Source organism: Streptomyces sp. NPDC039736, from assembly GCF_055596485.1.
Genome location: NZ_JBVIUQ010000001.1, coordinates 398,611 through 423,688, shown reverse-complemented (window position 1 = coordinate 423,688; position 25,078 = coordinate 398,611). Strand labels below are relative to the sequence as shown.

At 74.7% G+C, this 25,078-nt stretch carries 23 protein-coding genes; 18 read left to right on the top strand and 5 right to left on the bottom strand.

Features of this window, described 5'->3' with window-relative positions; genetic code table 11:
• Positions 1-94: 94 nt before the first annotated feature.
• Positions 95-2,305 carry a protein phosphatase 2C domain-containing protein gene (locus ACZ56L_RS01790; protein WP_471060433.1) on the bottom strand — a complete coding sequence of 737 codons (2,211 nt, stop codon included), beginning with the start codon at positions 2,303-2,305 and terminating at the stop codon, positions 95-97.
• A 363-nt stretch (positions 2,306-2,668) separates the two neighbouring features.
• On the opposite strand from ACZ56L_RS01790, the gene ACZ56L_RS01785 reads away from it, so the two are divergent.
• On the top strand, positions 2,669-3,658 hold the full coding sequence (locus ACZ56L_RS01785; RefSeq protein ID WP_471060430.1) for a helix-turn-helix domain-containing protein: 990 nt from the start codon (positions 2,669-2,671) through the stop codon (positions 3,656-3,658).
• A gap of 116 nt (positions 3,659-3,774) precedes the next feature.
• Here ACZ56L_RS01785 and ACZ56L_RS01780 read toward each other — a convergent pair whose 3' ends face one another.
• Positions 3,775-4,719, bottom strand: a complete 945-nt coding sequence (locus tag ACZ56L_RS01780; protein WP_345217869.1) for a LysR substrate-binding domain-containing protein — start codon at positions 4,717-4,719, stop codon at positions 3,775-3,777.
• Positions 4,720-4,914: 195 nt separating this feature from the next.
• Here ACZ56L_RS01780 and ACZ56L_RS01775 point away from each other — a divergent pair, with 195 nt between their 5' ends.
• From ACZ56L_RS01775 to ACZ56L_RS01705, 15 genes are all read left to right on the top strand, one after another.
• Positions 4,915-6,357 (top strand): 2-hydroxymuconic semialdehyde dehydrogenase, encoded by a 1,443-nt coding sequence (locus ACZ56L_RS01775; protein WP_471060427.1) that lies wholly within the window; start codon positions 4,915-4,917, stop codon positions 6,355-6,357.
• A complete protein-coding gene (locus ACZ56L_RS01770; protein WP_471060424.1) occupies positions 6,354-7,205 on the top strand; it encodes a 2-keto-4-pentenoate hydratase in 852 nt (283 codons plus the stop codon). Before ACZ56L_RS01775 ends, ACZ56L_RS01770 begins: the two co-directional genes overlap by 4 nt.
• Positions 7,202-7,972: a 2-keto-4-pentenoate hydratase gene (locus tag ACZ56L_RS01765; protein ID WP_471060421.1), complete on the top strand. Its 771-nt coding sequence runs from the start codon at positions 7,202-7,204 to the stop codon at positions 7,970-7,972. Before ACZ56L_RS01770 ends, ACZ56L_RS01765 begins: the two co-directional genes overlap by 4 nt.
• Positions 7,969-8,397 (top strand): RidA family protein, encoded by a 429-nt coding sequence (locus tag ACZ56L_RS01760; RefSeq protein WP_401758661.1) that lies wholly within the window; start codon positions 7,969-7,971, stop codon positions 8,395-8,397. Before ACZ56L_RS01765 ends, ACZ56L_RS01760 begins: the two co-directional genes overlap by 4 nt.
• Entirely contained in the window at positions 8,394-8,993 is a 600-nt protein-coding gene (locus tag ACZ56L_RS01755) for a 3-hydroxyanthranilate 3,4-dioxygenase (RefSeq protein WP_345217856.1), read from the top strand. Before ACZ56L_RS01760 ends, ACZ56L_RS01755 begins: the two co-directional genes overlap by 4 nt.
• Complete coding sequence (locus ACZ56L_RS01750; protein WP_471060417.1) at positions 8,990-10,039, top strand: amidohydrolase family protein; 1,050 nt, start codon at positions 8,990-8,992, stop codon at positions 10,037-10,039. Before ACZ56L_RS01755 ends, ACZ56L_RS01750 begins: the two co-directional genes overlap by 4 nt.
• Entirely contained in the window at positions 10,036-10,971 is a 936-nt protein-coding gene (locus ACZ56L_RS01745) for an acetaldehyde dehydrogenase (acetylating) (RefSeq protein WP_471060414.1), read from the top strand. Before ACZ56L_RS01750 ends, ACZ56L_RS01745 begins: the two co-directional genes overlap by 4 nt.
• Positions 10,968-11,984 (top strand): 4-hydroxy-2-oxovalerate aldolase, encoded by a 1,017-nt coding sequence (gene dmpG / locus ACZ56L_RS01740; RefSeq protein ID WP_471060411.1) that lies wholly within the window; start codon positions 10,968-10,970, stop codon positions 11,982-11,984. Before ACZ56L_RS01745 ends, dmpG begins: the two co-directional genes overlap by 4 nt.
• On the top strand, positions 11,984-13,243 hold the full coding sequence (gene kynU / locus ACZ56L_RS01735; protein ID WP_345217847.1) for a kynureninase: 1,260 nt from the start codon (positions 11,984-11,986) through the stop codon (positions 13,241-13,243). The genes dmpG and kynU overlap by 1 nt, the downstream gene beginning before the upstream one ends.
• A 120-nt stretch (positions 13,244-13,363) precedes the next feature.
• Entirely contained in the window at positions 13,364-15,139 is a 1,776-nt protein-coding gene (locus ACZ56L_RS01730) for an LVIVD repeat-containing protein (protein WP_471060408.1), read from the top strand.
• 32 nt (positions 15,140-15,171) lie between these two features.
• On the top strand, positions 15,172-16,407 hold the full coding sequence (locus tag ACZ56L_RS01725) for a branched-chain amino acid ABC transporter substrate-binding protein (RefSeq protein WP_471060405.1): 1,236 nt from the start codon (positions 15,172-15,174) through the stop codon (positions 16,405-16,407).
• 52 nt (positions 16,408-16,459) lie between these two features.
• The gene (locus ACZ56L_RS01720) at positions 16,460-17,389 is read left to right on the top strand and encodes a branched-chain amino acid ABC transporter permease (protein WP_345217841.1); all 930 of its coding nucleotides are present in this window, start codon (positions 16,460-16,462) and stop codon (positions 17,387-17,389) included.
• A 5-nt stretch (positions 17,390-17,394) separates the two neighbouring features.
• The gene (locus tag ACZ56L_RS01715; RefSeq protein ID WP_471060402.1) at positions 17,395-19,119 is read left to right on the top strand and encodes a branched-chain amino acid ABC transporter permease; all 1,725 of its coding nucleotides are present in this window, start codon (positions 17,395-17,397) and stop codon (positions 19,117-19,119) included.
• Positions 19,116-19,895 (top strand): ABC transporter ATP-binding protein, encoded by a 780-nt coding sequence (locus tag ACZ56L_RS01710; protein ID WP_345217836.1) that lies wholly within the window; start codon positions 19,116-19,118, stop codon positions 19,893-19,895. The genes ACZ56L_RS01715 and ACZ56L_RS01710 overlap by 4 nt, the downstream gene beginning before the upstream one ends.
• The gene (locus ACZ56L_RS01705; RefSeq protein WP_471060399.1) at positions 19,892-20,608 is read left to right on the top strand and encodes an ABC transporter ATP-binding protein; all 717 of its coding nucleotides are present in this window, start codon (positions 19,892-19,894) and stop codon (positions 20,606-20,608) included. The genes ACZ56L_RS01710 and ACZ56L_RS01705 overlap by 4 nt, the downstream gene beginning before the upstream one ends.
• Here ACZ56L_RS01705 and ACZ56L_RS01700 read toward each other — a convergent pair.
• Positions 20,590-21,144 (bottom strand): CGNR zinc finger domain-containing protein, encoded by a 555-nt coding sequence (locus tag ACZ56L_RS01700; protein ID WP_345217832.1) that lies wholly within the window; start codon positions 21,142-21,144, stop codon positions 20,590-20,592. The two genes, ACZ56L_RS01705 and ACZ56L_RS01700, sit on opposite strands and share 19 nt — an antisense overlap.
• 56 nt (positions 21,145-21,200) lie before the next feature.
• Here ACZ56L_RS01700 and ACZ56L_RS01695 point away from each other — a divergent pair, with 56 nt between their 5' ends.
• Positions 21,201-21,998 (top strand): AzlC family ABC transporter permease, encoded by a 798-nt coding sequence (locus tag ACZ56L_RS01695; RefSeq protein ID WP_471060396.1) that lies wholly within the window; start codon positions 21,201-21,203, stop codon positions 21,996-21,998.
• A complete protein-coding gene (locus ACZ56L_RS01690; RefSeq protein WP_471060393.1) occupies positions 21,995-22,312 on the top strand; it encodes an AzlD domain-containing protein in 318 nt (105 codons plus the stop codon). Before ACZ56L_RS01695 ends, ACZ56L_RS01690 begins: the two co-directional genes overlap by 4 nt.
• Here the strand turns inward: ACZ56L_RS01690 and ACZ56L_RS01685 are convergent.
• Complete coding sequence (locus tag ACZ56L_RS01685; protein ID WP_471060390.1) at positions 22,281-23,702, bottom strand: bifunctional transcriptional activator/DNA repair enzyme AdaA; 1,422 nt, start codon at positions 23,700-23,702, stop codon at positions 22,281-22,283. The two genes, ACZ56L_RS01690 and ACZ56L_RS01685, sit on opposite strands and share 32 nt — an antisense overlap.
• Before the next feature lie 118 nt (positions 23,703-23,820).
• Positions 23,821-24,957: a ribosome small subunit-dependent GTPase A gene (rsgA, locus tag ACZ56L_RS01680; RefSeq protein WP_471060386.1), complete on the bottom strand. Its 1,137-nt coding sequence runs from the start codon at positions 24,955-24,957 to the stop codon at positions 23,821-23,823.
• Between the last annotated feature and the right edge of the window lie 121 nt (positions 24,958-25,078).

The following is a 25,078-nucleotide window of genomic DNA, read 5'->3' as shown; positions in this document are numbered from 1 at the left end:
TTCGGTTGGACGGACTGACGCTGTGCGGTCGCCTGTCCATGAACCCACGAAATATTCGGTTTTGCCTCTTGTGTTCTGGGTCTCCTCGTGGTGGTCAGTCCTCCCAGACCGCGACGGCCGTACGGTCGTCCGCGTAGCCCTTCACTCGTAGCTGTACGTCCGCGAGGTAGGCGGCGAGGCCGGGCGGCCGCCCCTCGCCCCAGCGTTCCGCGAGTTCCCCGGCGAGGGCCGCCTCGCCGCGCAGGGGCTCGGCGAGGCCCGCGCTGCACAGCAGCAGGACGTCGTCGGCCCGGGCCACGGACGCCCGGAAGCGGAACCGGGAGCTCGGGGGGGCCGTGTCGACGTACGGCGACGGCGGGGTCGGGATGCCGAGGTCCATCGTCAGCCGGTCGCCGTCCGGGCCCGCCTCGGGTTCGCTCCCGTTCCGCGGTACGGAGCCGAAGCCGACCACCGGCTCACCGGTCAGGGCCTCGGGGGCGGGCTCGGGCGGCTCGATGTCCTGCCACGCCCCGTCCCGGAGCCGGAGCAGGCCGCCCTCGCCGACCCCGAAGTAGATCCGGGTCCGGCACAGCGGGTCGGCGGAGAGCAGCAGACAGCGCAGGTCGGCGGTGTACTCCCCCGGTTCGAGACCCAGCTCGGCGGCGCGGGCGCGCAGCTTGCCGTAGCTGCGGTCGGTGAGCCGGTGCAGCCCGGACTTGAGGTCGCCGCGCCGGGCGGCCCTTATGTCCTCGGCCAGCCGGGCGTGGCTGCGGCCGACGGCGCCGGCGATCCACCGGCAGGCCTCGGCGGCGGCCAGGTGCGCCCCCTCCGCCGCTCGCGCCCCGCTGGCCACGGCGACCAGCACGAGAGCGCCGTCCCCGCTGCCGAACCGGGCGGTGAGCAGGGCGTCGCGCCGGGGTTCGCCCCGGAAGCGGGCGGAGTCGCCGCGCACGGAGGCGGCGCGCAGGGTGTACGAGCCGTACCGGGCGCCGTCGAGCACGGTGTCCGGGACGAGCGCGCCGAGGTCCTGCGGGTCGGCGGCGGCGAGCGCGGTGGGCTCGGCGTCGTAGGTGGGCGGCCCGTCGCCCAGGTGGGTGACGGCGGGGCGGGTGGGGCCGGGGGCGGCGGGGGGCGGCGGGCCGAAGACCCCGGCCGGGTGCTGCGGGTCGTCCCGCCGGGGCGGGAAGGAGGTCGGCAGCGGCGGTACGTCGCGGAGCCGGGCGGGGGCGGGGTGGCGCGGGTCGACGGGGGCGTCCGCGGGCGGGTCCTGGGCGCGGTCGGGGCCGGGGGCGTCCGCGGCCGGGGCGGCGGGGCCGGGGTCGGGATCGGGACCGGTGGGTGTTCCGGGGCGTCGGCCGTAGGCGTCCGGGGAGGGCTCGTCCCACAGCCGCCGGGTCCGGCGGAGGTTCTGCCGCTGCACGGGGGCCCCGGGCAGCGGGGACGGCGGACCCCAGCCGTCGGGGGCCGGGGGCGGCGACGCGGTGCCGCGGTCCGGGGGTGGGGCTGCGGCGGTGCCGTCCGGGGGCGGGGCCGCGGCCGTGTCGTCCCGGGGCGGTGATACGTCGGCGGGGTCGCGGCCGGGGGGTGCGTCGGCCGGGGCGCCGGGGCGGGGCGGAGCGGCCCGGAGCGGGGGGTCGGGCGGAAAGGCGGGGCGGGGCGGCTCGCCGGGCGGAGCGGGCGGGACGGGCGGGGCGGATGGCGTGCCGGCCGGTTTCCGGGGCGGGGTCTCCGGGCGCCGTGACCCCGTCGGGCCGGCCGAGTCCCGTGCACCGGGCGTCCCGGCCTCGGGGCCGGTCGTGGCGTGCGTGGCGGCACCGGTGCCGGTAGTGGCTGCGACACCGGGGCCGGTCGCGGCGGGCGTACCGGCGTCGGTCGGGCGGGGGGCCGGGGCGAGCGGGTCCTCAGCCGGTGCCGGGGGCTGCGGGGCGGGCTCCGGAGCGGGCGGGGCCGGGTCCGTGCCCGACGCCGGGTCGGCGTCGGCGCGCTGCCCGCGGCGGGGCCCCGGCAGCCAGGCGTCCCACCCCCGTTCGGCCACCGCGGCGGACCTGGGGTCCGGGGCCGCCCGGCCGGAGGCCGCGGTGGGCGGCCGCTCGGGCGGGTCCAGGGGAGGTTCCCAAGGGCCCCTGGCCCGGGGCTCCTTGGAGAGCGGGCGGGGCGGTTCCGGCTCCGCGGTGCTCAGCACCGCCGGGGCGCCCGGGGTCGAGTCGAAGTGGTCGTCCACGGTGTGACCCGTCGGCGCCGGGCGGGTGTCCGGAGCCGCCTCGTCGTACAGCCGGTCCCACCAGTCGTCCTCGGCGTCGGTGCGCCGCTCCCCCTGCTGACTCATGCCCCTATTGTCCACCGCTGAGGCGATTCGGAAACGGGGCGGGCCGAAAAAAAGCGGCCCGCCGGGCAACCCCGGTCCCGCGGGAAGGCTGCCGAGCCGGGCGACGAAGTCGCCGCGTACGTCCGTCAGTTCGGCCCTGAGCGCGACCGCCCCGCCGGTGGCTCGGGCGTGGCCGGCCGCCGCCGTGCAACTCCCGCCCAAGCGAACCGTCCCGGCCTCGGCCCGGTCCGGACCCTGGGGGGTGGCCGGTGGCGACAGGCTGGCAGAGGGGCGGGTGGGGCGGGGATGATGAGATGAGGCGGGTTTGCGCCGTGGCCGATTTCCGCCAACGGTGTGTCGTGTGTGGTGAGGGGGACTGCTGAGGTGCTGGGTGCGATAGGTCTGGACGAGGCCCAGGAGGCGGCCTACCGGACGCTGGTCGCGGTGGGTGCGGCCGAGGTCGGGGACCTGGCGCACCGGCTGGGGGTGGCCGAGGGGGCGGCGGAGCGGGCGCTGCGCCGTCTGGAACGTCAGGGGCTGGCCGCGCAGGTGTCGTCCTCCGCCTCCTCCGGTGCGCGGCGGTGGGTCGCCGCGCCGCCCGGTGTCGCGCTCGGCGCGCTGCTCAACCGGCAGCGGCACGAGCTGGAGCAGGCGGAGCTGGCGGCGGTGCTGCTCGCGGAGGAGTACCGGGCAGAGGCGGCGGAGCCCGCGGTGCACGACCTGGTGGAGGTGGTGACGGGGGCCGGTGCGGTGGCGCAGCGCTTCGCGCAGTTGCGGCTGGGGGCGGTGGAGGAGGTGTGCGCGCTGGTCACGGGGCGGTCGGTGGCGGCGACGGGGTACGACGCCGAGGGGCGGGCTTCGGCACGCGGGGTGACGTGTCGCGTGGTCGTCGAACGGGAGGTGCTCGACCTGCCCCGGGGCGTGGCCGAGCTGACGGCGGCGCTGGCGCGGAACGAGCAGGTGCGGGTGGTGGACCGGGTCCCGGCGAAGCTGGTGGTCGCGGACCGCTCGCTGGCGATGGTGCCGCTGACGACCGGCCGGGACGCGGACCCGGCGGCGCTGGTGGTGCACGCGAGCGGGCTGCTGGAGTCGCTGACGGGCCTGTTCGAGGCGGTGTGGCGGGAGGCTCGTCCGGTGCGGCTGGGCACGGCCGCACCGGGCGTCGAGCTGGCGCCCGCCGGTCCGGACGCGGTGGACCTGCGGATCCTGTCGCTGCTGCTGGCGGGGATGACGGACGCGAGCGTGGCCAAGCAACTGGAGGTGGGGCTGCGGACGGTGCAGCGCAGGGTGAAGGGGCTGATGGAGGCGGCGGGCGTGACGACCAGGCTCCAGCTCGGCTGGCAGGCGTACGAACGCGGCTGGGTGGAGAGGTAGGGACCGCCCCGCCGCTGCGGTGCGCCCCGCACCCCCCGGGGCCGAGGAACCGCGCCCCACGCCCCGGGGGCGGAGGGACCCCGCGACGCACCCTGCGTCCCCGGCGGTGAGGAGCCCTACGGCGTGCTCCACGACCCCGACAGAGCCGCCCGCAGGACGCCCGCTTCGTGGTCCAGGGCGGCGAGCAGTGCCAGCAGGCCCGGGGTGCGGATGCGGGAGTCGGCCTCCGTGGTGCCCACCGTGCGTCCCACCGAGGGCAGTTCCACCGGCAGCGCGACCAGGCGGTCGTCCTCCCGGAGGACCAGTTCCGGCAGGGCCGCCACCATGTCGGTGGAGACCAGCAGGGTCCGCAGGGTCAGGATGGAGGTGCACTCGACCCGGTTGGGCGGCAGCTCCAGGCCCTGGGACTCGAAGACCGCCGCCAGTTCGCGGCGCAGGGCCGTCTGTTCCAGCGGCAGGATCCACGGGTGGCCGACCGTGTCGGCGAGGGCGTTCGCCGGTCCCCGCAGCAGCGGGTGTCCGTCCCGCACCGCCAGGCGGATCGGCTCGCGGTAGAGGGCCCGCCGGCGCAGCCGGCCCGGCTCGGACGTGGGGTCCACCCGGCCCACGATCACGTCCAGGTCGCCCGCCAGCAGCGCCGGGTGCAGTACGTCGAAGGTGCCCTCGCGGACGACCACCGTGAGGTGGGGGCGCTCCGCCTTCAGGCGCGCCACCGCGCGGGGCAGCAGCAGGTTCGCCCCCGCCAGCAGGGTGCCCACCGTCACCGTGCCCGTCTGGCCGTCGCGCAGGCCGGTCAGGTGGTCCCCCGCCCGCCGCACCTCCGCGATCACCGCCCGGGCATGGCCCACCAGTGCCTCCCCGTACACCGTGGGCCGCATGCCGCGCGGCTCCCGGTGGAAGAGCTCGACGTCCGCGAGCTTCTCCAGCTCGCGCAGCGTGCGGGTCGCGGCGGGCTGGGTGAGGTGGAGGGATTCGGCCGCCCGCACCACCGTCCCGTGCTCGGCTATGGCGGCGAGAAGCGTCAGATGCCGGAATTTGAGCCGGCCGTCGAGCAGGTCCATCCGTGCGCCCCTCGTCCCGTGACCTGGTGCCATGCCGACTCCGGTATGGCAGGGGCCCGTTCCGGCATTGGCTCGGCATATGTGACCCGGCTCATGATGCACACGCAGGGAACCGGACACCAGTGGCAGGTTTCGTCACCCACGTCCGGTCTCCCCGGGTTCTGTCACGCACGCCGGAACAGGGAGGTCACGACGGTGAGTTCGCCCGCAGGGCAGGTGCGGAGGGTGCGGCACTACACGGCCGGACGGTTCCACGCCGAGGGGGACGTCTTCCCCTTGGTGGACCCCGTGGACGGGCGCACCGTGGGGCTGGTCCCGGAGGCGGACGCGGCGACCGTGGACGCCGCCGTACGGTCCGCCCGCGCGGCTCTTTCCGGGCCGTGGGCCGCGTACTCCCCCGCCGACCGCTCCCGCGCGCTGCACCGGATCGCGGACGGCATCGAGGCCCGCTTCGAGGAGTTCGTCACGGCGGAGTGCTCCGACACCGGCAAGCCGCGCGAGCTGGCCGCCGCCGTCGACATTCCACGGGGCGTCGCCAACTTCCGCGCCTACGGCGACCTTTCGGCCTCTCGGGGTGAGCGGTCCTGGCACACCGGGACGCCCGACGGGCGCGGCGCGCTGAACTACACCGTGCACAAGCCGCTGGGCGTGGTCGCGGTGGTCTCGCCGTGGAACCTTCCGCTGCTGCTGCTCACGTGGAAGGTCGCCCCGGCGCTGGCGACGGGCAACACGGTCGTGGCCAAGCCGTCCGAACTCACGCCGTCGACGGCCGAGTTGCTGGCCGAGGTGATCGACGCGGCGGGTCTGCCCGCCGGGGTGTTCAACCTCGTCCACGGGCACGGCGCGGACGCCGCCGGCGCGTGGCTGACCGCCCACCCCGGCGTGGACGCCATCGCCTTCACCGGTGAGTCCAGGACCGGAAGCGCGATCATGCGGGCCGCCGCCGACCACCTCACCCCGGTCTCCTTCGAACTCGGCGGCAAGAACGCCGGGCTGGTGTTCGCCGACGCCGACCTGGAGCGGGCCGTCGGGGGCACGCTGCGGTCCGCCTTCACCAACAGCGGCCAGGTGTGCCTGTGCACCGAGCGGGTGTACGTCGAGCGTCCCGTCTTCGCGGAGTTCGCCGCCGCGCTCGCCGAGGGCGCCGGGTCCGTGACGTACGGGCCGATGGTGTCGGCCGAGCACCGGGACAAGGTGGCGGGGTACCTCGCGCGGGCCGCCGCCGACGGCACGGTGCTGGCCGGCGGTGACGCCCCCGTGTTCGGGGACGACCGCGACGGCGGGTTCTGGGTGCGGCCGACCGTGCTGGCCGGGCTGCCCGAGGACCACCCCGCGGTACGGGAGGAGATCTTCGGGCCGGTCGTCCACCTCGCCCCCTTCGACACCGAGGAGGAGGCCCTCGCCCTGGCCAACGCCGGGCCGTACGGGCTGGCCGCCACCGTCTGGACCGGCGACCTGAGCCGCGCCCACCGGGTCGCGCCGCGCCTGGACGTCGGCATCGCCTGGGTCAACACCTGGAACCTGCGGGACCTGCGCACCCCCTTCGGCGGGGTGAAGGCCTCCGGGATCGGCCGCGAGGGCGGCCACCACTCCCTCGACTTCTTCTCCGAGCCGATGAATGTGTGCGTGAAGATATGACCGGCCACGACCGCGCGAAGGACCCCGTACGAGACCGGCCGGACCTCTCGAAGGAGATCACCGAGGCCGCCGACCGGCTCGACGAGGCCCGCCGCACGGGTGTCCCCACCGCTCCGGTACGGGACCTCCTCCCGCCCGGCGACCTCGCCGCCGCCTACGCCGTGCAGCACCTGACCACCGGGCGGCGGCTCGCCGCGGGGCGCCGCGTCACCGGGTGGAAGGTCGGCCTGACCTCCGCCGCCGTACAGCGCCAACTCGGCGTGGAGTCACCGGACTTCGGCGCCCTCTTCGACGACACGGCGTTCTGCGACGGCGCGCAGGTCCCCTTCGGCGCGGTGCTCCAGCCGCGCGCCGAGGTGGAGGTCGCGCTCGTGCTCGGCGCGGACCTGCCGCACCGGCACAGCACCGTCGCGGACCTCGTGCGGGCGACCGCGTTCGCCCTGCCCGCGATCGAGGTCGTCGGCAGCCGGGTCCGCGACTGGGACATCAGCCTGGTCGACACCGTCGCCGACAACGCCTCCAGCGGTGTGTACGTCCTCGGCGCCCGGCCGGTCGCCCTGGACGCCCTGGACCTGCGGACCGCCGGCGCGGTCCTGGAGCGGCGCGGCGAGCCCGTGTCGGTCGGGGCCGGGGCCGCCTGCCTGGGCCATCCGCTGAACGCCGCGCTCTGGCTGGCCGGCACCCTGGCCGCGCTCGGGCGTCCGCTGCGGGCCGGGGACACGGTGCTGACCGGGGCGCTCGGGCCGGTCGTGGACGTGGCGCCGGGCGATGTGGTCGAGGCGCGGATCGAGGGCCTCGGTTCGGTACGGGCCGCGTTCGCGGCGAACCCGGAGGGAGAGGACGCATGAGCGGCACCCGGCTGGAGGAGTGCGCGGCGGCCCTGGACGACGCCGCGCTCACCCGCACCACGCTCGCGAGCGGCAGCAGCGGGCTGCACGGGACCGAGGACGCGTACCGCGTCCAGGAGCGTCTCGTCGCCCGGCAGGTGGAGCGCGGCGCCCGCCTGACCGGCTTCAAGCTCGGCTTCACCAGCACCGCGAAGATGCGCCAGATGGGCGTGCACGACCTCATCCACGGTCGGCTCACCGACCGCATGCGGATCGCCGACGGCGGCACCTTCGACGCGGGCGCCCTGATCCACCCCCGTGTGGAGCCCGAGGTGGCGTTCCTGCTCGGCGGGCCGCTGGAGCCCGGCACCGTCGATCCGCTGGGCGCGGTCGCGGCGGTGGCCCCCGCGCTGGAGGTGATCGACTCCCGGTACGACGGTTTCGCGTTCTCGCTGCCCGAGGTCATCGCGGACAACACCTCCGCCGCCGGGTACGCCGTCGGGCCGTGGCGTCCGCCGGTCGAGCTCGCCGACCGGGGGGTCCTGCTGGAGATCGACGGCCGGCTGGTGGAGGCCGGTTCGACCGCCGCGGTCCTCGGCCACCCGCTGCGCGCCCTGGCCGCCGCCGCCCGCCTCGCTCCGCGCGGAGTCCTCGCCGCCGGGACGGTGGTCCTCGCGGGGGCCGCCACCGCCGCCGTCCCGCTGCCGCACGGCGTGCACGTGCGGGCGACCGTGTCGGGGCTCGGCACGGTCGGCTTCAGCACCGTGCCGAAGGAGGCCCGGACGTGATCGTCGAAGGCGCGGCCGCCCCCCGCGGCCGGTTCCCGCACCTGCGCCGCGCCGGTGACCTGGTCTTCGTCTCCGGTACCAGCTCCCGCCGGCCGGACGGCACCTTCGCCGGGGCCCGGGCCGACCCGATGGGCGTCACGGACCTCGACATCCGCGAGCAGACACGGGCCGTGCTCGACAACATCGGCCGGCTGCTCGAAGCCGCCGGGGGAAGCCTGCGCGACCTGGTCTCCGTCACCGCCTACCTGGTGAACATGAACGACTTCGGCGGCTACAACGAGGTCTACGCCACCTACTTCGACGCGTCGGGCCCCGCCCGCACCACGGTCGCCGTCCACCAACTCCCGCACCCACTGCTGCTGATCGAGATCAGTGCGGTGGCCCACCTGCCCCTCGCCCCACTCCCCGAGGAGTCCCGCGCATGAGCACCAGCCCGATGAGGAAGTCACCCACCGCGCCGTTCAACTTCCGCTCCTGGATCGACGAGCACCAGCACCTGCTGAAGCCGCCGGTCGGCAACGTCCAGGTGTGGCAGGACAGCGACCTGATGGTCACCGTCGTCGGCGGCCCCAACCGCCGCACCGACTTCCACGACGACCCGATCGAGGAGTTCTTCTACCAGCTCAAGGGCAACATGGTGCTCCGGGTGATGGAGGAGGAGGGCGCGCCGCCGCGCGACCTCCACATCCGCGAGGGCGACGTCTATCTGGCCCCCGCGCACCTGCGGCACTCCCCGCAGCGGCCCGAGGAGGGCTCGATCGGGCTGGTGGTCGAGTTCGCGCGCCCCGAGGGCTCGTTGGACGCCTTCGAGTGGTACTGCGTGAACTGCCACCGCCTGGTGCACCGCAGCGAGGTGCAGCTCAAGTCGATCGTCGCCGACCTGCCGCCGGTGTTCGACGCCTTCTACGGCGACGACGCCGCCCGCACCTGCCCGCACTGCGCGGCCGTGCACCCCGGCAGGGACTGGCCGGACGCCCTGCGCCCGACGACCGCCCCGCCCGGTTCGGAACCGGTCGCATGACGCCCGCGCACAGCGGGCCCGTCGTGGACGTGCACGCGCACGTCTTCCCGCGGATCTCCCGCGCCGAGTCCCGTCTCCTCCAGGACGACGAGGGCCCCTGGCTGCGCTCGGACGGCGCCGACGGCCCCGGCCGGGGCATGATGATGCGCGGCTCCCGGGAGTACCGGCCCGTCCGGCGCACCCTGTGGGACCCGGCGGCCCGCGTCGCCGACCTGGACCGGCTGGGCGTCGACGTCCAGGTGCTGTCCAGCACGCCGCTGCTCTTCGGGTACGACGCGGACGCCGGCCGGGCGGCCGACTGGTGCCGCATGGTCAACTCCCGTCTCCTGGAGTTCGGTTCGTACGCCCCCCAGCGGCTGGCCGCGCTCTGCCAGGTGCCGCTCCAGGACACCGAGGCGGCCTGCGCGATGGTCACCGAGGCGATGGGGCAGGGCTTCCACGGGGTGCACATCGGCAACCACATCGGCGAACGCGACCTGGACGACGGCGCGGTCGTGGAGTTCCTCACCCACTGCGCGCACGAGAACGCGCCCGTCCTCGTGCACCCCTGGGACATGCCGGGCGGGCCGCGCGTCGAGCGGTACATGCTCCAGTGGCTCGTCGGCATGGCGGCCGAGACCCACCTCACCCTCCTGTCGATGATGCTGTCCGGCGCCTTCGAGCGCCTCCCGCGCTCACTGCGGCTGCTGTTCGCGCACGGCGGCGGCAGCTTCCCGTACCTGGTGGGCCGGGCGGACAACGCCTGGCGGCGCAGGGACCTGGTGCGGGCGGACAGCCCGCACCCGCCGTCGGCGTACACCGACCGGTTCAGCGTCGACTCGGCGGTCTTCGACCAGCGCGCGCTGGAGCACCTGGTGCAGGTGATGGGCGCGGAGCAGGTGCTGCTCGGCTCCGACCACCCGTTCCCGCTGGGCGAGGCGGAGATCGGCGGGCTGGTGCGCGAGAGCGCGCTCACGGACGCCGAGAAGGCGGCCGTGCTCGGGGGGAACGCGGTGCGCTTCTTCGGCCTCGTACGTCATCGGACGGGACAGGAGGCCATGCGGTGAGCGCGCTGAAGGCAGCCGTCATCGGCTCCGGCAACATCGGCACCGACCTCCTCGTCAAGATGGTCCGGGGTCCGGGGGCCGTCACGGCCGCCGCGATGATCGGCATCGACCCGGCGTCCGACGGGCTGGCCCGTGCCGCCCGGCTGTCCGTTCCCACCAGCGCGGACGGCGTCGCGGGGCTGATCGCCCTGGACGGCTTCGACGGGATCGACGTCGTCTTCGACGCGACCTCCGCCGGGGCGCACCACCGCAACGCCGCCGCCCTCGCCCCGTACGGCAAGCGGCTGATCGACCTCACCCCGGCGGCCATCGGCCCGTACGTGGTGCCCTCGGTGAACCTGGACGCCCACCTGGGCGCGCCGAACCTGAACATGGTGACGTGCGGCGGGCAGGCCACCGTGCCGGTCGTCGCGGCCGTCTCGGCGGTGACCCCGGTGGCGTACGCGGAGATCGTGGCCTCGATCGCCTCGCGCTCGGCGGGCCCCGGCACCCGGGCCAACATCGACGAGTTCACCGGGACGACCGCGCGGGCGCTGGAGCAGGTCGGCGGGGCCGGGCGCGGCAAGGCGATCATCGTGCTGAACCCGGCGGAGCCGCCGCTGCTGATGCGCGACACCGTGCACTGCGTGACCGGCGACTGCGACACGGACGCGGTGGCGGACGCGGTGCGGGCGAAGGCCGCCGAGGTGGCGGCCTACGTGCCCGGCTACCGGCTGAAGCAGGAGCCGCAGTTCCGCAGGCTGGCGGCGGGCGATCCACTGGCGGAGCTGGCCGGGCTCGAAGGGGCCGGCGGGGTGCTGGTCTCGGTGTTCCTGGAGGTGGAGGGCGCCGGCCACCACCTGCCCGGATACGCCGGGAACCTCGACATCATGACGTCCGCGGCCCTGCGTACCGCCGAGCGGCTGGCCGCCGTCGAAGGGAGCGCGTCATGACGCGCGTGTACGTCCAGGACGTCACCCTGCGGGACGGCATGCACGCCGTGTCGCACCGGTACACCGTCGACCAGGTCCGCACGATCGCCGCCGCGCTGGACGCGGCCGGTGTGGACGCCGTGGAGGTCGCGCACGGCGACGGGCTCTCCGGGTCCTCCGTCACGTACGGGCCCGGGGCGCACACCGACTGGGAGTGGCTGGAGGCCGCCGCCTCCGTCCTCACCCGGGCGAAGCTGACGACGCTGCTGCTGCCGGGCATCGGCACCGCCGAGGACCTGCGCCGCGCACACGCGCTCGGCGTGCGCTCCGTCCGGATCGCCACGCACTGCACCGAGGCCGATGTCGCCGCCCAGCACATCGCGCTGGCCCGGGAGCTGGGGATGGACGTCGCCGGGTTCCTGATGATGTCGCACCTGGCGGAGCCGGCCGAGCTGGCCCGGCAGGCGAAGCTGATGGAGTCGTACGGGGCGGCCTGCGTGTACGTCACCGACTCGGGCGGGCGGCTGACCATGGACGGCGTCCGGGAGCGGGTGCGCGCCTACCGGGACGTGCTCGACGACGGGACGCAGATCGGCATCCACGCCCACCACAACCTCGCGCTCGGCGTCGCCAACAGCGTCGTCGCCGTGGAGGCGGGCGCGTACCGCGTCGACGCCTCGCTGGCCGGGCAGGGCGCGGGGGCCGGCAACGCGCCGCTGGAGCCGTTCATCGCGGTCGCCGACCTGATGGGCTGGGAGCACGGCTGTGCGCTGTTCCCGCTGACGGACGCGGCGGAGGAGCTGGTGCGGCCGACGCAGGACAGGCCGGTGCGGGTCGACCGGGAGACGCTGACGCTCGGGTACGCCGGGGTGTACTCCAGCTTCCTGCGGCACGCGGAGACCACCGCCGCCCGCCACGGGCTGGACACCCGCTCCCTGCTCGTGGAGGCGGGGGCGCGCCGGATGGTCGGCGGGCAGGAGGACCTGCTCACCGACATCGCCCTCGATCTCGTAGCCGACAGGGAGCGCAACTGATGGACTTCGCACAGCGGTTGAAGGAGTTCGGGGCACGGTCCCGGGCACTGGACGCGGCCGACCCGCTCGCTCACGTCCGGGAGCGGTTCCTGCTCCCCGAGGGCGTCGTGTATCTCGACGGCAACTCCCTCGGCGCGCTGCCGGCCGCGGTGCCCGGGGCGCTCACGGACGCGGTGCACCGGCAGTGGGGCACCGGTCTGATCCGGTCGTGGAACGACAACGACTGGTGGAGCGCCCCGCTGCGGGTCGGCGACGCGGTCGGCGCGCTGATCGGGGCGGCCCCCGGGCAGACCGTCGCCGGGGACTCCACGAGCGTGCAGCTCTACAACGCGCTGGTGGCGGCGGTCCGGCTGCGGCCCGGCCGGAGCCTGCTGCTCACCGATCCGGACCACTTCCCCACCGACCAGTACATCGCCGACTCGGTGGCCCGGCTGCTCGGGGTGGAGGTGCGGCGGGTGCCCGCCCGGGAGGCCCGGTCGGTGCTGGCCGCCGAGGGCTTCGACGTGGCGGTCGCCGCGTACGCGCCGGTGGACTACCGGACGGGTGAGGCGTACGACATGGCGGCCCTGACCGCCGCCGCGCACGAGGCGGGCGCGCTGATGCTGTGGGACCTGTGCCACGCCGCGGGCGCGCTGCCGGTGCGACTGGACGCGGTCGGGGCCGACTTCGCGGTCGGCTGCGGTTACAAGTACCTGTCGGGAGGGCCGGGCGCGCCCGCCTTCCTGTACGTGGCCGAGCGCCACCAGGGTTCCTTCGACCAGCCGCTCACGGGCTGGCACGGGCACGCCGACCCGTTCGGGATGCACGGCTCGTACACCCCCGCGCCCGGCATCGGCCGGGCCCGGATCAGCACGCCGCCGCTGCTGTCGCTGCTGGCCCTGGAGGCGGCGCTGACCGCGTACGACGGGGTGGACATGGCGGACGTGCGGGCGAAGGGCCTGGCGCTCACCGGGTTCTTCCAGGAGTGCGCGGACGCCCTGCTCGACGGCTTCGGCTTCACCGCGGCCACCCCGCGCGAGCCCGAGCGCCGGGGCAGCCAGGTCGCGCTGCGGCACCCGGAGGCGTACCCGCTGGTGGCCGCGCTGGTGGCGCGGGGTGTCATCGGCGACATGCGGGCGCCGGACCTGCTGCGGTTCGGGGTGAACGCGCTGTACGTGTCGTACGCCGATGTCCTGGACTGCGTACGGCAGTTGCACGAGATCGTCAGCACCGGGGAGCACCGGGAGCCGCGCTTCCAGCAGCGCTCCACCGTGACCTGATCCCCCTTCGCCGGTCAGGGGAGGCGCGGCCCCCGCCGCCCCTCCCCCGGTCTTCCGCACCTCCGCACCATCCCTTTCCTCCGCTTTTGTCCCGCTTGGCCTTTCCGGAAGGACCGTCGGATGCGTCTCCCCCGCCCCGCCCCGTCGAAGGTCGTGCTCGCGGCGACCGCCGCCGCCGCCGCCGTGACCGCGGCCCTCCTCGCGCCCGTCCCCGGGGACGCGGTCGCCGCCGCGCCCGCCGACCCGGGCATCCCCACCGTCTGCGCGGACCGCCGGCCGGAGCCGGTCGACCCCAAGTCGTACGGGATGCAGCTCGACAAGAGCTTCCTGCACCCCTCGCTGACCCCGCTCGACGAGGAGCACCCGCACCCCTTCCCGGGGCGGAACGCGCGGTACGACACGAAGTCGTACAGCAGGAACATGAAGGTCGAGGCGGCCTACGAGGGCGCGGACTTCACCCCGGACCACTTCCACACCTGGCAGAACGTCGTGGACTTCGACGGCCGCCGCTACCTCTTCCAGTACGACCGCTCCGAGGCCCGCGTCTACGACGTGACCGACGTGAAGAAGGTCAGGATCGTCGAGAAGCTGACCCGCGCGGACGTCGGCGGCGACGAGTCGAAGGCGAGCCGGGACTGGGCCGCCGGGGACTACTGGGGCGGCTCCACCGTGCAGTGGAACAAGAAGCTGAACGCCTATGTGATGGTGGTGAGCTTCGAGGACAAGCGGCAGATCAGCGAGCTGAAGGACCAGCCGGGCCAGGACAAGTACAGCAACCCGGACGGCGTGGCGAAGCTGCGCGCGAAGAAGGGCCTGAAGGGTTTCAAGGTCTACCGCCTGGACGGGCCGCGGAAGAAGGACTGGAGGCTGCTGGCCACCGTCTCGACGGACTCCACCCAGCGCGATCCGCTCCACAGCGACCTCAGCAGGCCGCAGCAGGGCTCGGGGTCGCTGGACGTGCCGTACTGGACCGGGGGCAGGTACATGTTCCTCGCGGTCGCACCCGACGACAGCTACGCGAACAACGAGTACCCGACGAACCTGCACTCCGCCGGCTACCAGTCCTGGGACATGTCCGACCCCGCGCACCCGAAGCTGCTCGACACCTGGCACCTGCCGGGCCAGGTCACCGGCGAGTCCGCCGCGTACCGGCAGAACCCGCGGTGCGGGAACCGGACGAGCTGGCTGGGCGCGCGGATGCCGCTCTTCGTGCCCAGGCCGCCCGAGCAGGGCGGGCGTCACGCGTTCGCGGTGCAGGGCGGACTCGGGCTCACCGTGCTCGACATCTCGGACCCGGCGAGGATGCGGACCGTCGGCCACCTGGACCTGCCGCCGTCGGTGGCGGGCACCGAGGGCGACAACGTGGACGTGTCGCAGTACGAGCGGACCGGCATGGTCTACGTCTCCGGCTACCCGCTCACCGAGGACTGCTACGAGCCGTACAAGGAGATCTTCCAGGTCGACGCGAAGGACCCGGCGAACCCGCGGATCGTGGGCCGCCTCCCGCGGCCGACCCCGCCGAAGGAGGCCGGGTTCACCGACTACTGCCAGCGGCGCGGCAGCTTCGGCCCCAAGCGGACCGGCTACTACACCAACCCCGGCAAGCACGACGCGGGCGTCCTGAGCTACGGCTTCTACAACGCCGGCGTGCAGTTCTTCGACGTGACGAAGCCGCAGAAGCCGCGCGTCGCGGCGTACTTCGTGCCGAAGGCGTACGGCAGGGACACCCCCGAGTACGCGTACGGCAACCAGACGCACGGCGTGTACGTCGAGTGGGACCGCAACATCGCGTGGGCGCTGACCAACCACGGCATCTACGCCCTGTCCGCCCCCGAGGTGCTCGGCGAGCCGAACCTCGGGCGGCCGGACCGGCCGTTCCGCAACAGCCAGCCGTGATCTTCCTCCCTCCCCGCAAAGGACCTCCTCCCATGCGCAGAAGCACCGTCGCCCTGCCCGCTCTCGCGGTCTGCTCCGCCCTCCTGGTCTCCGCCTGCGGCACCCGCTCCGGGGCCGGCGCGGCGGACGGCACGGCCGGTGGCGGGACCACCGTCGTCATCGGCTTCGACGGCCCGCTGACCGGCGACCTGTCAGCCCTGGCGATCGGGGCGAAGAACGCCGCCCAGCTCGCCGTCGACCAGGCCAACAGGTCCCGGGCCGTGCCCGGGGTGACGTTCGCCCTGAAGTCGCTGGACGACCAGGGCCAGCCCGGCACCGGCCAGCAGAACGCCACCGCGCTCACCGGCGACAAGCAGGTGCTCGGCGTGGTCGGCCCGCTGAACTCGGGCGTCGCCAAGTCCATGCAGATGATCTTCGAGCAGGCGAAGCTGGCCGTCGTCTCCCCGGCGACCACCAGCCCCGGCCTCACCCAGGGCGACAACTGGGCGAAGGGCGCCAAGGAACGCCGCTTCACGACGTACTTCCGCACCGCCACCACGGACGCGGTGCAGGGCCCCTTCGCCGCCCAGCACCTGCACGACACCCTGAAGCTCACCAAGGTCTTCGTCGTCGACGACAAGAAGGCGTACGGGGCGGGCCTGGCGGCCACCTTCACCGCGGAGTTCGAGAAGCGCGGCGGGCAGGTGGTGGAGACCGACCAGATCAACTCCGGCGAGAAGGACTTCTCCTCGGTGATCAACAAGATCAGGACCTCGGGCGCGCAGTTCGTCTACTACGGCGGCGAGTACCCGGACGCGGGCCCCCTGACGGGCCAGTTGAAGAAGGCGGGCGTGAAGATCCCGCTGGTCGGCGGCGACGGCATCTCGGACGCCAACTTCGTCAAGCTGGCGGGCGGCGGCGCGACGGGCGACTACTGCACCACGGTCGGCGCGCCGCTGGAGGACGGCGCGGCGGGCAGGGCCTTCGCCGCGGCGTACGAGGCGGCGGAGTTCAAGGACCCCTACGGCGCCTACGGCGGCTACGCGCACGACTCGGCGACCACGCTGATCGAGGCCGTGAAGGCGGTCGTCGCGGCGAACGGCGGCAAGCTGCCGGCCGACGCCCGCGCGAAGGTCACCGCGGCGGTGCAGAAGGTCTCCTTCGACGGGGTGACGGGCAAGGTCTCCTTCGACGCGTTCGGGGACACCACCAACCGGCAGTTGACGGTCAACCAGGTGAAGGACGGCGCGTGGACGCCGGTCACCAGCGGCACCTTCACCCCCAAGTAGCCGGCTCGTTCCCCTCGTTCCCCTCTCCCACGGACTCCACGGAGGCGTCGCAGTGCACGAACTGCCGCAAACGCTGGCCAACGGCCTGCTGCTCGGCTCGATGTACGGGCTGATCGCCATCGGCTACACGATGGTCTACGGCATCGTCCAGCTCATCAACTTCGCCCACGGCGAGGTCTTCATGACCGGGGGCTTCGGCGCCCTCACCGCGTTCCTGGTGCTGCCGGACGGCGTGTCGTCGTGGCTGGCGCTGCCGGTGATGCTGTTGGCCGCCGTGCTGGTGTCCACGTCGGTGGCGGTCCTCGCGGAGCGGCTCGCCTACCGGCCGCTGCGCGGGTCGTCCCGGCTGGCCCCGCTGATCACGGCGATCGGCCTGTCCATCGCCGTCCAGCAGATGGTGTGGGCCTGGTATCCGGACGCCAAGCAGGCCCGCACCTTCCCGCACCTGCCGGGCGGCCCCTTCGCGGTGGGACCGGTCACCGTGCAGACCGGGGACGTGTTCCTGGTGGCGGCCGCGGTCCTGTCGATGCTCGCGCTGACGTGGTTCGTCCGCGGCACCCGCACCGGGCGCGCCATGCAGGCCACCGCGCAGGACCCGGACACCTCCCGGCTGATGGGCATCAACACCGACCGGATCATCGTCACCGCGTTCGCCATCGGGGCGGCGTTCGCCGCGCTGGCGGCGGTGGCGCACGGGCTGCGGTACGGGCAGGTGGACTTCCGGATGGGCTTCGTCACCGGGCTGAAGGCGTTCACGGCCGCCGTGCTGGGCGGCATCGGCTCGATCCAGGGCGCGATGCTGGGCGGCCTGGCGCTGGGCCTGGCGGAGGCGCTGGCTTCCGGTTACGTGAAGTTCCTGCCGGGGCTGGAGCTCTTCGGCGGCGGGGCGTGGGCGAACGTGTGGGCGTTCGCGCTGCTGATCGTGGTGCTGCTGATCCGGCCGCAGGGCCTGTTCAGCAAGCTCACCGCGGACAGGGCGTGAGGGGGATGGGGACCGCGACAGGGAGGAAGGGCGCGCGGGGGACGGACACGACGACCGGTCTGACGGAGACGGCCCCCACCGCACCGCCGGCCGCGCCGCCCGCGCGGGCGGGCCGGGCCCGGGCGCTCACCGCGGCGGGCGGTGTGCTGTCCGCCGCCTCCGCCTTCGTGGCGTGGACGTGGACGCGGGAGTTCCCCGGGGACCTGACGGTGAACGGGTGGCCGGGCGGGCTGCAGGTGCTCACCCTGGTGTCCGGGCTGCTGACGGTGCTCGGCTCGTTGGGCGGGTACGGGGTGAGGGGCTTCCGGTGGGCGGCGCCGGCCGGGGCGACGGCCGCGCTGCGGTGGTACGCGCTGGGCGCGCTGGCCGTCACCTGGTTCGCGGTGGCGTCGATCGCCTGGACGCTGGGCGGCGCGGTGAACGTGGTGGGGGGCGGCTGGTTCGCGGCGGCGGCCTCGGCGGTGCCGGTGGCGGGGGCGTTCCTGCTGCCGCCGGACGCGCGGGAGCCCGCGAGGGCGCGACGGCTTCCCGCCTGGGCCGAGCTGTCGCTGATCTCGGCCGCCGCGGGCGCCGGGCTGCTGGTCTTCACGTACGGCATCGGGACGGAGGGCGCGCTGTTCGCCGGGTTCCTGGTCACGGCGGGTTTCGCGGCGGCCGGTCTGGCGAGGGCGGGACTGCTCGCCCGGCTGACCGGGCTGACGGCCCGGCACCGTACGACGGCCGCCGCGGCGGCGCTCGTGGCCGCGGTCGCCTTCCCCTTCACGGGCTCCGACGAGACGTACATGTCGGTGGGCGTGAACATCCTGATCTTCGCGACGGTGGCGCTCGGCCTGAACGTGGTCGTGGGCCTGGCCGGGCTGCTCGACCTCGGTTACGTGGCCTTCCTGGGCGTGGGCGCGTATACGGCGGCGCTGGTGTCGGGCGCGTCCGCCTCCGCTCTCGGCCTCCGTCTGCCCTTCTGGGCGGCGGTGCTGGCGGGCGGTCTCGTCTCCATGCTGTTCGGTCTGCTCATCGGCGCGCCGACGCTGCGGGTGCGGGGCGACTACCTCGCGATCGTGACGCTGGGCTTCGGCGAGATCTTCCGTATCGCCGTGAACAACCTCGACGGGGTCTCCGGGCCGAACATCACGGGCGGCCCCGGCGGCATCCCCAACATCCCCGACCTGTCCCTCCTCGGCTTCGACTTCGGCGCGACCCATGTGGTCGCCGGGGTCGAACTGGGCCGCTTCGCCAACTACTTCCTGCTGATGCTGCTGGTCACCGCCGTGGTGGTGCTCGTCTTCCAGCGGGTCGGGGAGTCACGGACCGGGCGGGCGTGGGTGGCGATCCGCGAGGACGAGACGGCGGCGACCGCGATGGGCGTCAACAGCTTCCGGCTGAAGCTGACCGCCTTCGCGCTGGGCGCGGCCCTGGCGGGCGTCGCGGGCACCGTGCAGGCGCACGTGTCGTACGCGGTGGTCCCCGACCCGTACCAGTTCGCCGGCGCGGTGCCGCCCAACTCGGCCTTCCTGCTGGCCGCGGTGGTCCTCGGCGGGACGGGCACGGTGGCGGGGCCGCTGATCGGAGCGGCGCTCCTCTACCTGATCCCGATGAAGCTGCAATTCCTGCAGGACTACCAACTGATGGCCTTCGGCATCGCGCTGATCCTGCTGATGCGGTTCCGGCCGGACGGCCTGGTCGCGGACCGGCGGGGGCGCGTGGACCACGAGGCGGCGGGAGCCACGGCATGAGTGACGCGTACGTACTCGACGCGACCGGCGTCACCATGCGCTTCGGCGGGCTGACCGCCGTGCGCGGGGTGGACCTGAGGGTCGGCGGCGGCGAGATCGTGGGCCTGATCGGCCCGAACGGGGCGGGCAAGACCACCTTCTTCAACTGCCTGACCGGGCTGTACGTCCCGACCGGGGGCACCGTCCGGTACCGGGGCACGGTCCTGCCGCCCAAGCCCCACCTGGTGACGAAGGCGGGCATCGCCCGCACCTTCCAGAACATCCGCCTCTTCGCGCACATGACGGTCCTGGAGAACGTCCTGGTCGGCCGCCACACCCGCACCAAGGAAGGCCTGCTGTCGGCTCTGGTGCGGGGCCCCGGCTTCCGGCGCGCGGAGGCGGAGTCACGCGAACGCGCCCTGGAACTCCTGGAGTTCACGGGCCTCGCCGCCAAGGCGGACCAGCTCGCCCGCAACCTCCCCTACGGCGAGCAGCGCAAGCTGGAGATCGCCCGCGCGCTGGCGAGCGATCCGGGTCTGCTGCTGCTCGACGAGCCGACCGCCGGGATGAACCCCCGGGAGACACGCGTGACGGAGGAACTGGTGTTCGCGATCCGCGACCGGGGCACCGCCGTGCTGGTCATCGAGCACGACATGCGCTTCGTCTTCGAGCTCTGCGACCGGGTCGCCTGCCTGGTGCGGGGCGAGAAGCTGGTGGAGGGCACGGCCGACGTCGTACGGGGCGACGAACGCGTCGTCGCCGCCTACCTGGGCACCACGGAAGGGGCCGCCGCGTGACCGCGCTGCTGGAGGTCGAGGACCTCCGCGTCTCGTACGGCAGCATCGAGGCCGTGAAGGGGATCTCGTTCTGGGTGGAGGAGGGCCAGGTGGTGACCCTGATCGGCGCCAACGGCGCGGGCAAGACCACCACCCTCCGCACCCTCTCCGGCCTCCTGAGACCGGCCGGCGGCCGCATCGTCTTCGACGGCACGCCGCTCTCCGGCGTCCCCGCCCACCGCATCGTCTCCCTCGGCCTGGCCCACTCCCCCGAGGGCCGGCACATCTTCCCGGGCCTGACCATCACGGAGAACCTCCGGCTCGGGGCGTTCCTGCGCGGCGACAAGGCGGGCATCGCCCGGGACGTCCGGCGGGCGTACGACCTCTTCCCGGTCCTGGGCGAGCGGAGGGGGCAGGCGGCTGGCACCCTGTCGGGCGGCGAGCAGCAGATGCTGGCCATGGGGCGGGCGCTGATGTCCCGCCCCAGGCTCCTGATGCTGGACGAGCCCTCCATGGGCCTGTCCCCGATCATGATGCGGAAGATCATGGAGACGATCCGGGAGCTGAGGTCCGCGGGTACGACGATCCTGCTGGTCGAACAGAACGCGCAGGCGGCGCTTGCGCTGGCCGACCAGGGCCACGTGATGGAGACCGGCAGGGTCGTCCTCTCCGGCACGGGCTCAGACCTGCTCCACGACGCGTCCGTCCGCAGGGCCTACCTGGGCGAGGACTGAGCGTTCCGCGCGTAGTGGCGGCGCGCCCTGGCCCGGTTGCCGCAGTCGCCGGAACTGCACCAGCGGCGGTTGCCCGCCCGGGTGCGGTCCAGGTAGAACCAGCCGCAGCCGGGCCCCTGGCACCGGCCGATCCGCTCGGCGTCCGGACCCGACAGCAGCTCCTCGGCCGACAGGGCGAGGGCGTCGGCGAGCCCGGCGGGCCGCCAGCGCAGCGGCAGCTCCGCCGGCAGGCGGGCCCGTTGCCGCGCGCCCACGATCGCCCGGTTCAGCTCCTGCCAGGGGGCGGACGGCAGCGGGCGGACACCGTCGGCCAGGGCGTCCAGGATCTCCCCGAGCGCGTTCCGCAACGCGGGGAGGCCGTCGGCCCCGCCCGGCGGCGCGTCGATTCCGGCGCCGGCCGCCCACCGGGCCCACTCCCGCGCGCCCGTCACGCGCTCCGTGCGGCGGGCGTCGTCGGTGCGCCAGGCGACGGTGTTGACGAGGTCGAGGACGGGGTGTCCGGCGATGAACTGGGGCTCGGGTCTGTCGAGGGTCACGTCCCCAGGATAGCGTTCTAACACCCTCAACGCGTTTAGCTTGTTAGAGTGGCGGGATGAGCGACTCCTCTCGCACGGACGCCTCACCCACGCCCCCGGCCGCCCCGACGCCCCGGAAACCGGACCCGCCGCCCGGGGACCCCTCGGGCCCCGCACCCTCCGACCCCGGTTCCGGCGCCCCCGCGCCGCGCACGCGTTTCCGGGCCGGGCTGCGGATCGGTGCGGGGTTCGGCGCGGCCTCCTTCCTGCTCGCGCTGAGCTTCGGGGCGGTGACGCAGGCGCAGGGCTGGGGCGTCGTCGTGCCGATCGTCTGCTCGGCGGTGGTGTTCTCGGGCTCGGCCCAGTTCGCCCTGGTGGCAACGCTCTCCACCGGCGGGCTGGGCTCGGCCGTGGCGGCCGCCGCGATGATCAACTCCAGGTTCCTGCCGATGGGCGTCGCCGTCGCGGGCGACCTGCGCGGCGGGCGGCTGCGGCGGGCCTTCGAGGGGCAGGCGGTGGTCGACGCCTCGTGGGCGGCGGCGCACCTGGGCGGTGGCCGCTTCGACCGGTCGCTGCTGTTCGGGGCGACGCTCGCGCAGTGGCCGCCGTGGGTGGCGGGCACCGCGCTGGGCGTCGTGCTCGCCCCCGACGCAGGCCTCCAGCACACGCTGGGCCTGGACGTCCTGACCCCCGCGCTGTTCGCCGCGCTCCTCCTGGACGAGCTGCGCAAGGACCGCGCCAACCGCCTGCCGGCGCTCGCGGGCGCGCTGCTCGCCGCCATGCTCATCGCCTTCCTGCCCACCGGGCTCGCCCTGATCGGCTCGGGGCTGGCGGCGCTGACGGGCCTGTGGCGCCGGAAGGGGGCCCGGGCATGAACCCCGCCGTCCTGTGGACCGCCGTCGGGGCGGTCGCCCTCGTCAGCTTCGCCTGCAAGGCGGCGGGCCCCGCCGTCCTCGCGGGCCGCGAACTGCCCGACCGGGCGCGCACGGTGATCGCCCTGCTCGCGCCCGTCCTGCTGGCCGCCTTCGTGCTCGTGGAGATCGCGGGCCCCGGCTGGTCGGACCTCGATCCGGCGGTGCTCGCCGGCCTCGCCGCCGTCATCGGGCTGCGGCTGTGCCGGGTGCCGTTGGCGTTGGCGCTGGTGGGGGCGGTGGTGGTCACCGCACTGGTACGGGCGGCGTGGGGGTGAGACGGGCGGCGCCCGGGACACGGGTGCCCAGGGCGAGGTGCTGGGCGGCGTAGGAGCGCCAGGGCCGCCAGCTCTCCTCGTCCGGCAGGTCCGGGAGCGCGACGTCCGGGTCGCCCAGGGCCCGCATCCGGATGCGGGCCGCCGTCCGTGCCGCCAGGCCCGGCACACCGGCCAGCGCCCGTGCCGCCGCCTCCCGGTCGGCTCCCGGGTCGAGTCGTACGGTCCCGGCCGCGAGCGCCGCGGCCAGCGGACCGGCGTCCGGCTCGCCGGTCAGGGCGTCCGGCGTCGGGAAGAGCCGGTCGAGGGTGCCGCACGGGTGGGGGTGGGCCTCCCCGTGCGCCTCGACCAGCGCGGCGGCCCGCTCCCGGCCGACCCGCAGGCGCAGCGCGCACTCGTCGGGGTCGGCGGCGCCGGGCGAACGGAGCCCCGGCCGCGCCTCCACGAGCGCGGTGAGCCTCGGGTCCGCCCCGAGCCGTTCGTCGACGGCGTACGGGTCGGCGTCCAGGTCGAACAGACGGCGCAGGCGCTGCACGGCGGTGGTGAGGTCGCGCAGGTCGGAGAGGCTGACCCGGGCGTCGAGCCAGCCGGGGCGCGGAGCCTCGTCCACGGAGACGACCCCGGTGCCGTGCGGCAGCCGCAGGGTGCGCCGGTAGGTGCGCGTGCCCGGCTCGCCGAGTACCTCCTCGATCCGGGGCACGGCCTCCGCCGCGAGGAGGTCGAAGGTCTCGCGGGCGGCACAGGGGCCCCGGTAGGCGAGCCGGAGGGGGACACCGGCGACGAGGGGGTGGCCGGGAGCCGTGCCGTCGGGGGCGGGGCAGGCGAGCCGGGTGCCGCGTTCGGCGCGCAGTTGGGTGGGCGTACGGGCGTAGATCCCGCGCACCGTGTCGTTGAACTGGCGCACGCTCCCGTAACCCGAGGCGAAGGCGATGTCGGTGACCGGGAGCCGGGTCGTCTGAAGGAGGACGCGCGCGGTGTGCGCCCGCTGCGCGCGGGCCAGGGCGATCGGCCCCGCCCCCAGTTCCGCCGTGAGCTGGCGCTGGACCTGCCGGGAGCTGTAGCCCAGCCGGGCGGCGAGGCCCGGGACGCCTTCCCGGTCGACCACTCCGTCGGCGATCAGCCGCATCGCCCGGCCGACGGCGTCCGCGCGGACGTTCCACTCCGCCGACCCCGGCACCGCGTCCGGGCGGCAGCGGCGGCACGCCCGGAAGCCGTGGCCCTGGGCGGCGGCCGCCGTGGGGAAGAAGCGCACGTTGGCCCGCTTGGGGGTGACCGCCGGACAGCTCGGGCGGCAGTAGATGCCGGTGCTGGTCACCGCGAAGAAGAACACCCCGTCGAAACGGGCGTCCCGGCTGCTCACGGCCTCGTAGCGGGTGTCGTCGGCGGCGTTCATGCCCCCAGTGTGCGCCGCCCCGGCCCCCCGGGCTCGCGGGATTCGGACATCGAGTCCGGGGAGCCGGGGAGGGCGGGGCGGTCGCGTCGTACGGCCGGAAGAACCCCCGGGGCGGGCGCTACCGGATGCGCTGCCCGCGCTTGAGGGCGCCGTTGGTGCGGCCCTCGGCTCCCATCTGCTTCCAGTTCTTCAGCATCTCCTGGCGCAGCCGGGCGTCGGTCTTGGCGACGATGCGCCGGTTCTCGCGCATCAGCTTGCGCCAGCTCTCCAGCCGGCGCTCGGGCAGCGAGCCGTCCTCGATGGCGGCGAGCACGGCGCAGCCCGGCTCGGAGACGTGCCCGCAGTCGTGGAAGCGGCACTCCTCGGCCAGTTCGCCGATCTCGGAGAACACCTGGCCGACCCCGGCCTCGGAGTCCCACAGCCCGACCCCGCGCAGCCCGGGGGTGTCGATGAGGACTCCCCCGCCGGGCAGTGCGAGCAGGTTGCGGGTGGTGGTGGTGTGCCGCCCCTTGCCGTCGACGTCACGGGCGGCCCGCACCTCCATCACGTCTTTGCCCAGCAGGGTGTTGGCCAGCGTGGACTTGCCCGCGCCGGACACGCCGAGCAGCACGCTGGTGCCGCCGGCGACGATCGCCCCGAGGACGTCCAGGCCCTCCCCGGTGGCGGAGCTGACGGCCAGCACCTGGACGCCGGGCGCGGTGGTCTCCACGTCCTCGACCAGGTAGGAGCGCCCGGTGGCGTCCGGGACGAGGTCGCTCTTGGTGAGGACGACCAGCGGCTGCGCGCCCGACTCCCAGGCCAGGGCGAGGAAGCGTTCGATGCGCCCGAGGTCCAGCTCGACGGCGAGCGAGACCGCGATGACCGCGTGGTCGACGTTGGCGGCGAGGATCTGCCCCTCGGACCGCTGGGAGGAGGTGGACCGTACGAACGCGGTGCGGCGCGGCAGCAGCGCACGGATCAGTTGCGGATCACCGGCGGGCTCGACGGCGGCCCAGTCGCCGGTGCACACCACGCGCAGCGGGTCGTGCGGAGTGACGAGCGCGGTGTCGGCGCGGACGAGTCCGCCGGCGGTGACGACATCGGCCTGCCCCCGGTCGACCCGCACGACACGGCCGGGCAGCAGGCCCTGCTCGGCGTACGGGGCGAACTCGGCCTCCCACCGCGCGTCCCAGCCGTACGGCGAGAGCGGGTGCGAGGACGCGGAAGCGTGGAGCGGGGAAGCGGAAGCAGACTGCGGGAAAGCAGCAGAAGACAAGGTGGGACCCTTCAGGGACGGCCCCGGCACCGCGTTCACGGACGCGGAAGGTGAAGCAATTCAGCCGGTGGCCACGGAGGTGGTGGGGAGAACGGGCTTCCGGGTGCGCGCGGCACCCATG

What these genes read in the sequence shown, in the direction of transcription:
- dmpG (WP_471060411.1), top strand. Translation starts at nt 10,968, where the DNA reads ATGACGCGCGTGTACGTCCAGGACGTCACCCTGCGGGACGGCATGCAC.
- ACZ56L_RS01780 (WP_345217869.1), bottom strand. Translation starts at nt 4,719, where the DNA reads ATGGACCTGCTCGACGGCCGGCTCAAATTCCGGCATCTGACGCTTCTC.
- kynU (WP_345217847.1), top strand. Translation starts at nt 11,984, where the DNA reads ATGGACTTCGCACAGCGGTTGAAGGAGTTCGGGGCACGGTCCCGGGCA.
- ACZ56L_RS01695 (WP_471060396.1), top strand. Translation starts at nt 21,201, where the DNA reads ATGAGCGACTCCTCTCGCACGGACGCCTCACCCACGCCCCCGGCCGCC.
- ACZ56L_RS01715 (WP_471060402.1), top strand. Translation starts at nt 17,395, where the DNA reads ATGGGGACCGCGACAGGGAGGAAGGGCGCGCGGGGGACGGACACGACG.
- ACZ56L_RS01730 (WP_471060408.1), top strand. Translation starts at nt 13,364, where the DNA reads ATGCGTCTCCCCCGCCCCGCCCCGTCGAAGGTCGTGCTCGCGGCGACC.
- ACZ56L_RS01765 (WP_471060421.1), top strand. Translation starts at nt 7,202, where the DNA reads ATGAGCGGCACCCGGCTGGAGGAGTGCGCGGCGGCCCTGGACGACGCC.
- ACZ56L_RS01790 (WP_471060433.1), bottom strand. Translation starts at nt 2,305, where the DNA reads ATGAGTCAGCAGGGGGAGCGGCGCACCGACGCCGAGGACGACTGGTGG.
- ACZ56L_RS01725 (WP_471060405.1), top strand. Translation starts at nt 15,172, where the DNA reads ATGCGCAGAAGCACCGTCGCCCTGCCCGCTCTCGCGGTCTGCTCCGCC.
- ACZ56L_RS01690 (WP_471060393.1), top strand. Translation starts at nt 21,995, where the DNA reads ATGAACCCCGCCGTCCTGTGGACCGCCGTCGGGGCGGTCGCCCTCGTC.
- ACZ56L_RS01770 (WP_471060424.1), top strand. Translation starts at nt 6,354, where the DNA reads ATGACCGGCCACGACCGCGCGAAGGACCCCGTACGAGACCGGCCGGAC.
- ACZ56L_RS01750 (WP_471060417.1), top strand. Translation starts at nt 8,990, where the DNA reads ATGACGCCCGCGCACAGCGGGCCCGTCGTGGACGTGCACGCGCACGTC.
- ACZ56L_RS01685 (WP_471060390.1), bottom strand. Translation starts at nt 23,702, where the DNA reads ATGAACGCCGCCGACGACACCCGCTACGAGGCCGTGAGCAGCCGGGAC.
- ACZ56L_RS01755 (WP_345217856.1), top strand. Translation starts at nt 8,394, where the DNA reads ATGAGCACCAGCCCGATGAGGAAGTCACCCACCGCGCCGTTCAACTTC.
- ACZ56L_RS01710 (WP_345217836.1), top strand. Translation starts at nt 19,116, where the DNA reads ATGAGTGACGCGTACGTACTCGACGCGACCGGCGTCACCATGCGCTTC.